We start from the raw sequence: 14,553 nt of genomic DNA, 5'->3' as shown, positions 1-14,553 counted from the left end.
GCACCTTTAAGGTGCTTTTTTTATTTATTTTGTTCTTCAATCCATTTGCGGGCATTCACAAAAGCTTCATGCCAAGGCGTTACCTCGTCTTTTTGTCCGTTCTCCGGATAATACGCCCAGTTCCAAGGGAAAGTAGAACGTTCAATGTGCGGCATCGTTACCAAATGGCGACCGGTTTTGTCACACATCATCGCAGTATTGAAAACCGAACCGTTCGGATTCGCCGGATAGCCTTCGTAACCGTATTTTCCAACGATGTCATACTGATCTTCTGAATAAGGTAAGTTGAATTTACCTTCACCATGCGAAACCCAAACCCCTAAAGTTGTACCTTCCAACGATGAAAGCATAACAGAATTGTTTTTCTGAACTGTCACCGAAGTAAAGATACTTTCGTGTTTGTGCGAGTTGTTGTGTAGCATTTTTCCGTGAACTTCATGCTCCGGATTAATTAATTCCAATTCCATAAACAACTGACAACCATTACAGATGCCGACCGATAAAGTATCTTCTCTTTTAAAGAAGTTTTTCAGTGCTGTATTGGCTTTTTCGTTGTACAAAAATGCTCCGGCCCAACCTTTGGCAGAACCTAAAACATCTGAATTTGAGAAACCACCCACTGCTCCGATGAACTGAATGTCTTCCAAAGTCTCACGACCGGAAATCAAATCCGTCATGTGAACGTCTTTTACGTCAAATCCTGCCAAGTACATTGAATTCGCCATTTCACGCTCGGAATTACTTCCTTTTTCGCGGATGATAGCTGCTTTCGGTCTTGGTTTTGAATTATCGATAACCGGTGCTTTTCCGTCAAAATGAGAAGGGAAAGTGTAAGTTAACGGCTGGTTTTTATAGTTTTCATAACGGGCTGCTGCCATTCCGTTTTTCGATTGTTTTGAATCTAAAAGGAAAGATGTTTTGAACCACGTATCTCTTAATTTGGAAACACTTAAGGTAAATGCATCGTCGTTATTGATGAAAGTCACCACATCACCTTCAACTACAGAACCGATGTTGAAGATTTCAATATTATTCTTAGCAAAAACAGCCTCAACTGAAGCGTCCGCCTGGAAAACCACACCGATATTTTCGTTGAATAACGCTTTAACCGTGTCTTTTTCGCCTAACGAAGTCAAATCAAACGAAGCGCCTAATTTTACGTCGGCAAAACACATTTCCAATAAAGTTGTGATTAAACCACCGCTTCCGATATCGTGTCCGGCCTGAATTTTACGCTCTTTAATTAAATCCTGTAAAACGTTGAATGCCTTTTTGAAATATTCCGCATTTTTAATCGTTGGCACTTCATTTCCGATTTTATTCAAAACCTGTGCGAAAGAAGAACCTCCTAATTTGAAGGTATCCTGAGATAAATTGATATAGTAAATGTTTCCGCCGTTTCTTTTCAAAACAGGTTCCACCACTTTAGTAATGTTCGAACAGTTTCCGGCTGCCGAAATGATAACCGTTCCCGGTGCAATCACTTCATCGTTCGGATATTTCTGTTTCATCGAAAGCGAATCTTTTCCGGTTGGAATGTTGATACCCAATTCGATCGCAAAATCCGAACAGCCTTTAACCGCTTCGTATAATCTTGCATCTTCGCCTTCGTTTTTACAAGCCCACATCCAGTTGGCGGAAAGCGAAACCGATTTTAAATTGTCTTTCAACGGCGCCCAAACGATATTGGACAATGCCTCGGCAATCGCTGTTCTGGAACCCGCAACCGGATCCACCAAAGCAGCAATAGGCGAGTGGCCAATAGAGGTCGCAATTCCTTCTTTTCCTTTGAAATCCAACGCCATAACTCCAACGTTGTTCAACGGCAATTGTAACGGTCCGGCACATTGTTGCTTGGCAACGCGTCCGCCCACACAACGGTCTACTTTGTTGGTTAACCAGTCTTTACAAGCAACCGCTTCTAATTGCAATACTTGGTTTAAATAGGTTGGAATATTTTCTGTTGCATAGTGTAAATCCGAGTAATTTGTCGCAACCGTTTTGTCGGTCATGATGGTTTTTGGCGAACTTCCGAAGAAATCTTCCAACGCATAATCCATTGGTTTTGCGCCGGTTGTTTTGGATTCAAACGTAAAACGATGATCCGCAGTTACATCACCTACCTGATACATTGGAGAACGCTCACGGTCGGCAATTTTCTGAAGGATATCAATGTCTTTTTCACCAATAACCAATCCCATTCGTTCCTGAGATTCGTTTCCGATGATTTCTTTTGCGGATAGCGTAGGGTCGCCGACAGGTAATTTATCCAAATCGATTAAACCTCCGGTATCTTCCACTAATTCTGAAAGACAGTTTAAGTGTCCACCAGCACCGTGATCGTGAATCGATACGATAGGGTTGTTATCGCTTTCCACCAAACCACGAATGGCGTTGGCAGCACGTTTTTGCATTTCAGGGTTGGAACGTTGAATCGCATTCAATTCGATTCCCGAACCGAAAGCTCCGGTATCTGAAGAAGAAACCGCAGCACCACCCATCCCGATTCTATAGTTTTCGCCACCAAGAATTACGATTTTATCGCCTTCCTGTGGTTTCTTTTTAATGGCTTGGTCTAATTTTCCGTATCCGATTCCGCCCGCTTGCATGATTACTTTGTCGTAACCTATTTTGCGGTTGTTTTCTTCGTGTTCGAAAGTTAAAATAGAACCTGTAATTAACGGTTGTCCGAATTTATTCCCGAAATCTGAAGCTCCGTTAGAGGCTTTGATTAGGATGTCCATTGGCGTTTGGTACAACCAAGGTCTTTCGTTCATAGCTTCTTCCCAAGCTCGGTTTTCTTCCAATCTTGAATAAGAAGTCATGTAAACCGCCGTTCCTGCTAATGGCAAAGAACCTTGTCCTCCAGCTAAACGGTCACGAATTTCTCCTCCCGAACCCGTTGCAGCGCCACTGAAGGGTTCAACTGTAGTAGGAAAGTTGTGGGTTTCCGCTTTTAAGGAAAGAACCGAATCGAATTCTTTTTCCTGGTAAAAATCAGGTTTGTCGGCACTTTTTGGTGCGAATTGTGTCACTTTCGGTCCTTTAACGAAAGCTACGTTATCTTTATAAGCGGAAACAATATCGTTAGGATTGGTCTCCGATGTTTTCTTGATTAATTTGAATAGGGAAGTCGGTTTTTCTTCACCATCCACAACAAACGTTCCGTTGAAGATTTTGTGACGGCAGTGTTCTGAATTGGCTTGTGAGAACGCAAAAACTTCAGAATCCGTTAGTTTTCTTCCGATTTTAACCGCTAAATTATTAAGGTATTCTACTTCTTCGTCGCTTAAAGCCAAACCTTCCTGTTTGTTGTACGTAGCAATATCTTCAATGTCCAGAATCGCTTCCGGCTGAATATTGATGGTGAAAATATCCTGATTTAATTCAGCATATTTTTGAGAAATCATCGGGTCGAAAGCGGTGAAATCGGAAGTGGTTTTTTCAAATTCCTCAATTCGGATGATTCCTGAAATCCCCATATTTTGAGTGATTTCAACGGCATTGGTACTCCAAGGCGTCACCATAGCGGCACGGGGTCCAACAAAAAAATCCGACAGTGCGGATTTTTCTATTTTATGTGCGTTGCCAAAAAGCCAGTTTAATTTGTTGATGTCTTCAGTCGATAATTCGTTTTGCGTCTGAACTGCAAAAACAGTGTTGGTTGAGTTACCAAAAAAATGAATCATTATAAGTGTGTTGTTGTGTTTTGTGTGGCAAATTTAATTATTTCAAAAGAAATAATAAATAAAAAAAGCGACTAAAATTTTAGTCGCTTTTAAGAAAATTACTGAACAATTATCTTTTTCGTTATTACTTCATTATCCTGAGTGATATTAATTAGGTAAACTCCATGAGTAAGATTATTGATTTGTATAGTAGGAGTAGTTATGTCTTTTTTCTCAAACACTTTTTTTCCTATTAAATTGTAAATTTCAATGTTAGTGTTTGCATTTACTTTTTCAAAAATAACTTCAAAATTACCATTAGAAGGATTTGGATAAATAGTAATCTCTTTATTCTCTTTAGTAAATTTTGTGTCATTTACGTTTCCTGTTCTATTTCCTAAACCAGAACAAATATCAGTACCATAGACATTCCAATCAGAGGTTTTACTGAAAGTGGTTTTTGGAACGGTCACAGTTGTTTTTCTTCTCAATGTTTCATCGACTGAAAAATCTGCAGTACCACCATTGAAAGTTCCTATAATATCAATTAAAGTTCCATTTTTGAATAAACCTATAGCATCATTACCGTTAAAGGCCATTTCAGTTGCTGATGTTGATAAATTTGCCGTTGAAGTTGAATAACAAGCTGAAGAAATTAAGCTATTTACAATTACAAACTTACCATTATTTGCTAAATTACCTGATAGTGTTATACCAGTACTCCAAGAACCTGCTCCATTAGTTTGCTTTTTTATACTATATGCAGATAGATTTATTGAAGTTCCAGTTGCATTAGTAATTTCCAGAGCTTTATTGTTTGAAGAACCTTCAAGGTATTCAGAAAAATACAGTTCTGTAACAGTTGGAGTTGATCCAGAAGTGGTAACATTTAATGTGTTGCTAGAAGCAGAAACATTACCTGCAACATCTTTAGCTTTAACAGTAAAAGAATACGTAGTTGATGCAGTTAAGCCATTAATTGAAGCTGATGTTCCTGAAAATGAGATTTTTAATGAACCATTTTGATAAACATCATAGCCAGTAACTCCAACATTATCAGTAGAAGCTGTCCATGATAATGTAAATGTTGTAGAAGTAATGTTTGATGATAGTAAATTTGTTGGTATTGACGGAGCTGTTGTATCTGGAGTACCACCTCCCCAAATCATGTTCACATAATTTGGATTATCAATAAAAGGATTTCTATTCCCTTGTCTTGCATAAATAGCATTATTTCTTGCAATTTCACGTGAACTTACAGGGTCTGCAGCATGCCAAGCTAAAAGCATATCTCTAAAAGCATTAGTGAAAACTTGGTTACTTGTTTTGTTAAACATTGGATATGTATATCCAGCAACAACATTTTCGTAGCGTGTAGCGAAATAAAAATACATACGAGCAATATCACCTTTAAAAGCAGGATTAGGTTCAAACACTGTTCCAGTGTAACCAGAAACTGCGCTAGTTCCCAACTTACTTCCGTTAAGGGAAGTCCAGCTAGCTGAAGCTACGTTTCCATGTGGGTAATCAGAACGCATACCGTTTACTTTACCATCAGTAGGAGGAATAAAGTGTGCATCTGAAACCATTGGCGCGTTTGAGTTGAAAACCGATTGTGGAATCATGTGCTCCCGATTATAACAATCTCCTTCTATCGAGTAAGTACCACATTGGTCTGTACTGTAAGTATAATTGTAAGGATCACTTCCGGATTGGTTTTCTGAATATAAATCAAAGATTGTGTTGTCGTTTTCATTTTGATTGTCTCTGTCTGAAGTCTGATAAGTCGTCCAAAGACCAGCATATCCTCTATCAGTATGTCCTTTTATAATATTGTATAATTGCGTTTTTAAAGTGTAACCAGTACCGGTTGCAGAATTATAGTATCCAGCAGGTGCTTGCGCGTAGATGCCCCCTGATATTATTAATACTAGTATTTGCAGTTGTTTTCTCATTTGTTTTGTTTAGTTTTTTTGTTTAGTTTTTTTGTTTTCAAATACTGTAAAAGTATTTTTTCAAATTACATTGGGTTTTAGTTGAATATTAAATTTTTGTTATCTTATTGATGATTATAATTCTGTGAAAAATAAATATAAAAATAGCGGCATGTTAGCCGCTAAAATATTAGTTAATAACAATTTCATTAACAATATATTGAAAATCAGTAATTTAATTATTTTGATTTGAGTTAAACTTATTTTTTAAATAATTAATTATGACAAATGTTTCTGTTTTTTTGTTGTTAACAAGGCATAAAAAAAGCGGCCAAGCCGCTAATTTATTTATTAATTGATAACAATTTTCTTTACTATCGATTTTGAATCCTTAGTGATTTTGACTAAATAAATTCCATTTTGTAAACCGTTTGTTGAAATTATATTGTTATTTATATTTTGCTTTTCGAAAACTTTTTGACCTAAAGTTGAATAAATCTCAACATCTATATTTCCAATTGTTATATCATAATCTATTCTAAAACTACCATTCGATGGATTTGGATAAATTTTGAAATCAGTTGTATCTTTAAAATCATCAGTTCGAAGAGCAGTGTAACATGTCCATGTTAGGTCATCAATTGCAACACGGTTTGTTGTAGTGTTATTTCCATCTAAACTGATTATTACATTACCATCCACATTAATATCACTAATTGTAACAGTATTTACTGTTGCACTGTAAGGTATAGTTGCTTTTGTTATTCCGTTAACTTTTAAATTAAAAGTCCCAGCTGATCCAGTAAATTTCAATTGCGTTGTAATGGTCAAGTCTCCAACTCCATTAGGAACGGCAGATGATGTTAATGAACCATTTCTTACCATAATTGCTCTAGTATTTATTGTTTGATCTGTTCTTGAATCAGTTGATGTCCAAGAAACACCGCCGTTAGTCCAGTTATACGTTCCATACGAAGATGAGCTTGCAGGAATGGTTTCAAATGTTTCGTTACCACAAGTTGAACCACCTGAAGGTCCAGCAATAGTTGTAGGATTTACTACATTACTTTGACCTGAAAGGTTATTTTGACAGTCTTTTGCAATTACATATATTGAGTATGAAGTTGAAGGATTTAATCCAGTGATTGTAATTGAAGTTGCTCCTCCACTTGAAGCATATTTTACCCCATCAATATAGATATCATAATTAGTTACACCTGTATTATCTGTACTTGCTGACCAAGAAAGAACAATAGATGACGAAGTTATTGTCCCAACTGTTAGTGCTGTTGGAGCTGTTGGAGCTTGTGAATCTGCAGGGCAACTTCCAGCTCCCCAAACAAGACCAACATATTCAGGATGGTCAATATATGGGTTACGATTATTTTGTCTCGCATATATTTTATTATTTCTATTAATTTCAAATGCACTAACTGGATCATTATTGTGCCAATTGATTAACATTGTAAGAAACGAAGAATCTATGGCTGGGTATGTGTTGCCACTAAAAACTGCGTATGGATATCCCGCAACTGTATTTTCATAACGTGTTACAAAGTAAAAATACATACGTGCAATATCACCTTTAAACTCGTTAATTGGTTCAAAAACAGTACCAGTATATCCAGAAACACTACTATTACCTAATTTACCTCCATTTAATGAAGTCCAAGTTGCAGTTGAAACAGTGCCATGTGGATAATTACTTCTCATTCCATTAACTTTTCCATCAGTCGGAGTAATGAAATGTGCATCTGCTACCATTGGATTTGCAGAATTGAAAGTTGATTGAGGTATTATATGTTCTCTATTATAGCAATCTCCTTCAGAGCTATAATTTCCACATCTCTGAGTTGAACCTGAACTGTAGTTATAAGGATCAGCAGCGGTTGGACGTTCAGAATACATGTCCATTATTGTTCCATCATTTTCGTAATAATTATCAATATCTGAGGTTTGATAAGTTGTATAAAGCCCATCATATCCATTATTGGTATGACCTTTAATGATATTGTACAATTGAGTTTTTAAAACAGCACCAGTTCCTGTTGCAGTATTGTAATATCCCGATGGAATTTGTGCAAATGAAATGCATGTAATTAATAATAAAAGAAAAGTAATTTTCTGTTTCATAAACGTTTAAGTTTTATTTTTTTTAGGATTGGGGCGACAAATCTATTAAAAAACTTAGGAAAACAATTAGTTTATAATTATTTTTTTAGTTGAGACGGCATTACCTGATGAAAGTTTCAGTAAATAAAGGCCTTGCGGTAAATTATTTATTGTAGTACTTTTCTGGTTATTGGATAAATCCTTGATGATTTGTATCAATTGTCCGTTTAAATTGATGACTTCAATTTTGTCCAAATCTACCTCTGATGAAATAGTAATTGTGTTATCATTTGAAGGATTTGGATAAACTGTCGTTCTTTCCAATGCAACAAATTCATCAGTAGAAAGGAATATTGCAGGCCAACGATTTTGTGCAGCAATACCTCCCCAAATTACAGTGGCCAAGTAAGGATTGTCAATAAAAGGGTTTCTGTTACCTTGTGCATATGTTCCGTTTGAATCATGATAAGTGTTTCTGTTGTCTTCATATTGAGAAACAGGATCTTCTGCATTCCATTGTAAAAAAAGATTAATCATGTTTGTATCTCCAGCAACTGTAGCTCCTGTACCAACATTTATTGGTAAACATTGAGTTGGATATCTTAAATACATATACATCATCATACGAGCGACATCACCTTTCCATTCATCTCCTGGATACCAGTCACCTCCTACATTACCTGAATTACCTGATCCTGTTGCAAATTTTCTGTTTCCTCTGTTTGCGTTTCTTTGTACATCGGCAGCTCTTAAATGATGTGCATCTTCACCAGCATCACTTGGTGCGGCATCATCTAAAGGAGGCGTACCTAAAGATTTAGCGTAAACGTGCTCTCTGTTCCATTCACATGAATTATTCCCTCCGTTTGAATCTTTATTTCTACGTCTGTGATCGTTATCGTCAGCTGTAGATGCAGGACACATATTATTGCTAAATCCATAAAGTAATAATACGTTAGTATTTGTTGCATCATTAGGATCCAAGTCAGTTATTTTAGAAGCTTCCCAAATACCAGGTGTGTAAGATAAAAAGTTTGTGTGTGTGTTAATGATTTTTGTGGACAAAGCATTTTTTAGATTTTGACCTGTCAAAGTCCAATTGAACCCATTATAATAAGGTGCAGCTGGTGCTCCATTTTGAGAAAATGCTATTAAAGAGCATAGCAAACTAGTTAAAAAGTAGATTTTTTTCATACTATTATTATTTTAAATTGAGGTTAGAATTTGGTTAGTAATAAAGCGTAATTACCTGCTTACAATTAGCAAATTGTAAAAAAATAGTTTTTGGAAGTCTTTAGTTATTTTTTATTGCTTTCTTTCTAATAAAGCCATATAAAATCCATCGTAGCCAGATTCATGTGCAAGAATCTTATGATCTTCTACAAAGGTAAAGTTTTTTCCGCTTTCAGTAGTTAAAAAGCGTTGTATTTGTTCTTGATTTTCAGAGGGTAAGACTGAGCAAGTGGCATAAACAAGTTTTCCTCCTGGTTTCACAATTTTAGAATAATTTTCTAAAACTTCTGCCTGAATTTTTTTGATATTTTCAATGAATTCAGGTTGTAATTTCCATTTACTGTCTGGATTACGTTTTAAAACACCTAAACCGCTACAAGGTGCATCAATTAAAACCCTGTCCGCTTTTTCATGAAGTTTTTTGATGGTTTTTGAACTTTCAATAACACGAGTTTCTATGTTGTGAACCCCATTGCGACGAGCACGTAATTTTAACTGGTTTAATTTACTTTCGTATAAATCTAAAGCAATTAATTGCCCTTTGTTTTCCATAATAGAAGCCAAATGCAATGTTTTTCCACCTGCACCTGCACAAGTATCTACAACACGCATTCCTGGTTTAACATCTAATAATGGTGCTACTAATTGTGAAGAAGCATCTTGTACCTCAAATAAACCGTCTTTGAATTCTTGTGTAAGAAAAACATTAGCACGCTCTTTTAAAACCAAGGCTTGAGGTTGATTTTTGATATATTCAGTTTCGATATTTGCATCCATTAAACGTGAACGCAATTTATCTGGAGAAATTTTTAAAGTGTTAACACGTAAAATAACCTTTGCCTGTTCGTTTTGAGCTTTTATTTCTTTATTCCAAACAGCTTCACCTAATTCTTTTACACCTAATTCATCCATCCAATCAGGAATAGATTCTTTGATAGCTCTGTTTTTTGATAATTCATCAAAACGCCCTTTGATTTTGCGTTCTGGAGTTCCTTGTAACTGAGTCCAATCAGGAATTTGATAACCTCTCAGAACAGCCCATGAAGCAAACATTCTCCATAAGTTATCGCGATCAAAAGGTTCTTTTACTTCAGCAATTTCAGCATATAAACGTTTCCAACGTACAATTTCATAGATGGTTTCAGCGACAAACTTACGGTCCGCACTTCCCCAACGTTTGTCTTTTTTTAAAGCGCGGGCCACCACTTTATCAGCATATTCACCTTCGTTAAAAATGGCATTTAAAGAGTCTATTGTTGTGTAAACCAAGTTTCTATGTAATCGCATGATGTTAATTTTGAGCGTGCAAAGATAGTATAAAGTTGGAAGTTAGGAGTTAGAAGTTAGAAGTTTTTTTAATTATCAAAGTTTAATTATGATGGAGCCTTCATTTTAAATGCGTTAACGGGTGAAGCAAGCTACCATGTAGCGCGGAACACGTGACCCGAAGGGTAACGCCCAAATAATTAATAGAATATTTGAGTACTCTATATTTATTATGTATTTTCGTGCTCTGAAATTTAGAAAATTTTACGTTATGAAATACGATATTATTGTTTTAGGAAGTGGTCCTGGTGGTTATGTAACTGCCATTAGAGCATCACAATTAGGCTTTAAAGTTGCCGTTATTGAAAAAGAAAATCTTGGTGGAATTTGTTTGAACTGGGGATGTATCCCAACGAAAGCATTATTAAAATCTGCACAGGTTTTTGATTACCTAAAGCATGCTTCTGATTATGGTTTAAAAGTAGACAATGTTGATAAAGACTTTGGAGCAGTAATTGCACGTTCTCGTGGTGTTGCGGAAGGAATGAGCAAAGGTGTTCAGTTCTTAATGAAGAAAAATAAAATTGACGTTATTGATGGTTTTGGGAAAGTGAAACCGGGCAAGAAAGTTGATGTTACTGCTGCAGATGGTAAAGTAACTGAATATTCTGCGGATCATATTATCATTGCTACTGGTGCACGTTCAAGAGAATTACCTAATTTACCTCAAGATGGTAAAAAAGTAATAGGATACCGTCAAGCAATGGTATTACCTGAGCAACCTAAGAAAATGATTGTTGTAGGTTCTGGAGCTATTGGAGTTGAGTTTGCTCACTTCTATAATTCTATGGGAACAGAAGTTACTATCGTTGAGTTTATGCCAAATGTAGTACCTGTTGAAGACGAAGATATCTCAAAACAATTTGAGCGTTCTTTAAAGAAAGCTGGTATCAATGTAATGACAAACGCATCTGTTGAAAAAGTAGATACAACTGGAGCAGGAGTGAAAGCTACAGTTAAAACAGCTAAAGGAGAAGAAATTCTTGAAGCAGATATCGTTCTTTCTGCTGTAGGTATCAAAACAAACATCGAAAATATTGGTTTAGAAGAAACTGGTATTGCTACAGACAAAGATAAAATCTTAGTTAATTCATATTATCAAACTAACGTTCCTGGTTACTACGCTATTGGTGACGTTACTCCGGGACAGGCTTTGGCTCACGTTGCTTCTGCTGAAGGAATTTTATGTGTTGAAAAAATCGCAGGTTTACATGTTGAACCATTAGATTATGGAAACATTCCTGGTTGTACCTATGCTACTCCTGAAATTGCGTCTGTTGGTTTAACAGAAAAAGCGGCTAAAGAAAAAGGATACGAATTGAAAATTGGTAAGTTCCCATTCTCAGCTTCTGGAAAAGCTAAAGCTGCAGGAACTCCTGATGGTTTCGTAAAAGTTATTTTTGATGCGAAATACGGAGAGTGGTTGGGTTGTCACATGATTGGAGCTGGTGTTACAGATATGATTGCTGAAGCAGTTGTAGCACGTAAATTAGAAACTACAGGTCACGAAATCTTAAAAGCAGTTCATCCACACCCTACAATGAGTGAGGCAGTTATGGAAGCAGTTGCTGACGCTTATGGTGAAGTAATTCACTTGTAATTTAAATTATTTGAAAGTCTGATTTTTAGACTTCTTAGATATGAATCCGTTTTGTGTAAACAAAACGGATTTTTTATTTTGTTATATATTTTATAACTTTTGTACGATTTTAATTATTTTTTAAATATAAGAATCGTAAATTTGAGTAAATCACTTAATTCGTATATCTTCTATGGATGTATTTAGGCCAATGATAGATTCATTCAAAGCATTTCTTGCTGAAATAGGTGATCTTACATTTTTTTCCATCCGTTTTTTCAAAGAAGTATTTAAAAGTCCTTATGAATTCAATGAGTTATTGAAGCAATGTTATAATATAGGTAATAAGTCATTGACATTAGTTTTAGTTACTGGTTTTATCATAGGTTTAGTTTTTACCTTACAATCAAGACCTACATTAGAAGAATTTGGAGCTGTTTCTTGGATGCCTTCTATGGTTAGTATTTCAATAATAAGAGAGATAGGACCTATCATAACTGGATTAATCTGCGCTGGTAAAATAGGCTCTGGTATTGGTGCCGAGATAGGTTCTATGAGGGTTACTGAGCAAATTGATGCTATGGAAGTTTCTGGAACAAATCCTTTTAAATATCTAGTAGTAACCCGAATTTTAGCTACCACTTTAATGCTACCATTGCTTGTGTTGTGTGGGGATACTATTGCAATTTTTGGCTCTTATTTAGTTGAAAATACCAAAGGGAATGTTTCCTTTTTGCTATATTTTAATCAAGTTTTCAATAATTTAGAATTTTCTGATTTGTTTCCTGCAATTGTAAAGAGTTTCTTTTTTGGTTTTGCTATAGGTTTAGTGGGTTGCTATAAAGGATATAATTGTAAAAAAGGAACTGTAGGTGTTGGTCTCGCGGCAAATTCTGCGGTGGTATATACCTCCATGTTGCTTTTTGTTATTGATTTTATTGTAGTTTTAATAACCAATATCTTTATTTAGTTATGGATAGAAAAATTATGATAGAAATAAAAAATCTGCATAAAAAATTTGGAGATAATGCTGTCCTCAATGGTTTTTCCATGGATTTGTATGAAGGAGAGAATGTGGTTATCATGGGAAAATCGGGTTCAGGGAAATCGGTTATGATAAAATGCGTCATTGGTCTCGAGACAATAGACAGCGGAAGTATTAATGTGATGGGGAATGATATTTCTTCACTTACTCAAGAGCAATGGGACGAATTAAGAACCGAAATTGGATTTCTGTTTCAAGGAAGTGCTTTGTATGATTCCATGTCAGTTAGAGAGAATTTGGAATTTCCATTAAGGAGACATACCAAAAAGTTTGGAGTTATTGAAGATACAACACCTTTGGTAATGGAGGCTTTGGAGAACGTGGGTCTGGCAAAAGCTATCGACTTAATGCCCAATGAACTTTCCGGAGGAATGAAAAGGAGAATAGCTTTGGCACGGACTTTAATTTTACAGCCAAAAATAATTTTGTATGATGAACCTACAACTGGTTTGGATCCTATTACTTCCAAAGAAATTATAATGCTAATGAAATCAATTCAAGAAAAATATAAAACATCATCTTTAATAATTACTCATGATGTGGATTGTGCCAGAGTAACCGCAGACAGAATGATTTTACTTATTGATGGTATTAATTATGCCGAAGGAACTTTTAATGAGTTGGCATCATCTAAAGATGAAAATGTACAAGCCTTTTTTAAATAGGGAATTATGGAAAAAACATTTACGCAGAAGTTTAAATTAGGCATTTTTGTGATTGCAGGGACAGTCATATTTATTGCAGCTATATATTTTATTGGAAGCAAGCAGCTTTTTTTTAGTAAAACAAAACAGTTGCATGCAGTTTTTAATGATGCCGCAGGATTGCAAATAGGCAACAATGTAAGATATTCAGGAATTAATATTGGTACAGTAAGAGAAATAAAAATTATCACTGATACTTCAATATGTATTTCAATGCACATCAATAATGAGGCGTTCACTCATATTAAAAAGAGTGCTATAGCATCAATTGGTTCAGATGGATTGGTAGGAAATATGGTTGTTAATATACTTCCTGCAAAAGGGGATGATACATTAGTGGAATCAGGTGACACAATTGTTACTATAAGGAAAATAAGAACCAACGACTTAATAAACACTCTAAGTATATCAAATAATAATGCTGCTTTAATTACAGCAGATTTATTGAAAATTACCCATGAAATTACAAAAGGGCAAGGAACATTAGGACTTTTGGTTCATGATACTGATATGGCAAATGACTTAAAACAGACTTTGTTTTATCTAAAAACTACAAGTAAAGAAACATCAGAGACAGTTAAAAAAATAAATGTTTTGATAACATCTTTGGATGATAAAGACAACGTTGTAGGTGTAATAAAAGATACGGCTGTAGCTAATAAAATGAAATCAATAGTGACAAATCTTGAAAAATCATCCTCAGAAATTAATGCAGTCGTGAATAATTTAAATGGGACGATTACAAACATGAAAGAAGGGAAAGGTGCTATTAATTATCTTTCTAATAATCCTGATTTGGTCAAAAAAATAGATTCAACAATGATTAATATAAATTCTGCAAGTTTACTGTTAAATCAAAATTTAGAAGCTCTCAAACATAACTTTTTGCTGAGGGGTTATTTTAAAAAACAGGAGAAAAAGAAAAACATAAAGAATAAATAAAACAATTACA

Annotated in this window: 9 protein-coding genes; 4 read left to right on the top strand and 5 right to left on the bottom strand. The window is 35.3% G+C overall.

Translation table 11 applies throughout. The features are described from left to right. Positions 1-20: 20 nt before the first annotated feature. The 5 genes from purL to LJY17_RS04605 form a co-directional block, all read right to left on the bottom strand. Positions 21-3,689 (bottom strand): phosphoribosylformylglycinamidine synthase, encoded by a 3,669-nt coding sequence (gene purL, locus LJY17_RS04625; protein ID WP_264542684.1) that lies wholly within the window; start codon positions 3,687-3,689, stop codon positions 21-23. A gap of 98 nt (positions 3,690-3,787) precedes the next feature. Beyond that, positions 3,788-5,623 (bottom strand): endonuclease, encoded by a 1,836-nt coding sequence (locus LJY17_RS04620; protein ID WP_264542683.1) that lies wholly within the window; start codon positions 5,621-5,623, stop codon positions 3,788-3,790. 330 nt (positions 5,624-5,953) lie between these two features. Then, complete coding sequence (locus tag LJY17_RS04615; RefSeq protein WP_264542682.1) at positions 5,954-7,735, bottom strand: endonuclease; 1,782 nt, start codon at positions 7,733-7,735, stop codon at positions 5,954-5,956. Positions 7,736-7,801: 66 nt separating this feature from the next. Beyond that, the gene (locus LJY17_RS04610; RefSeq protein ID WP_264542681.1) at positions 7,802-8,908 is read right to left on the bottom strand and encodes an endonuclease; all 1,107 of its coding nucleotides are present in this window, start codon (positions 8,906-8,908) and stop codon (positions 7,802-7,804) included. Between the two features lie 111 nt (positions 8,909-9,019). Further along, the gene (locus tag LJY17_RS04605; RefSeq protein WP_264542680.1) at positions 9,020-10,234 is read right to left on the bottom strand and encodes an RsmB/NOP family class I SAM-dependent RNA methyltransferase; all 1,215 of its coding nucleotides are present in this window, start codon (positions 10,232-10,234) and stop codon (positions 9,020-9,022) included. A 250-nt stretch (positions 10,235-10,484) separates the two neighbouring features. Here LJY17_RS04605 and lpdA point away from each other — a divergent pair, with 250 nt between their 5' ends. The 4 genes from lpdA to LJY17_RS04585 all read left to right on the top strand — a co-directional run bounded on the left by lpdA (position 10,485) and on the right by LJY17_RS04585 (position 14,543). Continuing rightward, complete coding sequence (gene lpdA, locus LJY17_RS04600; RefSeq protein ID WP_264542679.1) at positions 10,485-11,873, top strand: dihydrolipoyl dehydrogenase; 1,389 nt, start codon at positions 10,485-10,487, stop codon at positions 11,871-11,873. Positions 11,874-12,045: 172 nt separating this feature from the next. Continuing rightward, positions 12,046-12,822: an ABC transporter permease gene (locus LJY17_RS04595; protein WP_338441974.1), complete on the top strand. Its 777-nt coding sequence runs from the start codon at positions 12,046-12,048 to the stop codon at positions 12,820-12,822. 17 nt (positions 12,823-12,839) lie between these two features. Continuing rightward, on the top strand, positions 12,840-13,562 hold the full coding sequence (locus LJY17_RS04590) for an ABC transporter ATP-binding protein (protein ID WP_264542677.1): 723 nt from the start codon (positions 12,840-12,842) through the stop codon (positions 13,560-13,562). 6 nt (positions 13,563-13,568) lie between these two features. After that, complete coding sequence (locus LJY17_RS04585) at positions 13,569-14,543, top strand: MlaD family protein (protein WP_264542676.1); 975 nt, start codon at positions 13,569-13,571, stop codon at positions 14,541-14,543. The last annotated feature ends 10 nt before the right edge of the window (positions 14,544-14,553 follow it).

Origin of the sequence: Flavobacterium hankyongi (assembly GCF_036840915.1) — a bacterium.
Lineage (GTDB): Bacteria > Bacteroidota > Bacteroidia > Flavobacteriales > Flavobacteriaceae > Flavobacterium > Flavobacterium hankyongi.
This window is presented reverse-complemented; position numbering and strand designations above follow the sequence as displayed.

Coding starts and splice junctions, on each gene's coding strand:
- purL (WP_264542684.1), bottom strand. CDS start 3,689: ATGATTCATTTTTTTGGTAACTCAACCAACACTGTTTTTGCAGTTCAG.
- LJY17_RS04620 (WP_264542683.1), bottom strand. CDS start 5,623: ATGAGAAAACAACTGCAAATACTAGTATTAATAATATCAGGGGGCATC.
- LJY17_RS04615 (WP_264542682.1), bottom strand. CDS start 7,735: ATGAAACAGAAAATTACTTTTCTTTTATTATTAATTACATGCATTTCA.
- LJY17_RS04610 (WP_264542681.1), bottom strand. CDS start 8,908: ATGAAAAAAATCTACTTTTTAACTAGTTTGCTATGCTCTTTAATAGCA.
- LJY17_RS04605 (WP_264542680.1), bottom strand. CDS start 10,234: ATGCGATTACATAGAAACTTGGTTTACACAACAATAGACTCTTTAAAT.
- lpdA (WP_264542679.1), top strand. CDS start 10,485: ATGAAATACGATATTATTGTTTTAGGAAGTGGTCCTGGTGGTTATGTA.
- LJY17_RS04595 (WP_338441974.1), top strand. CDS start 12,046: ATGGATGTATTTAGGCCAATGATAGATTCATTCAAAGCATTTCTTGCT.
- LJY17_RS04590 (WP_264542677.1), top strand. CDS start 12,840: ATGATAGAAATAAAAAATCTGCATAAAAAATTTGGAGATAATGCTGTC.
- LJY17_RS04585 (WP_264542676.1), top strand. CDS start 13,569: ATGGAAAAAACATTTACGCAGAAGTTTAAATTAGGCATTTTTGTGATT.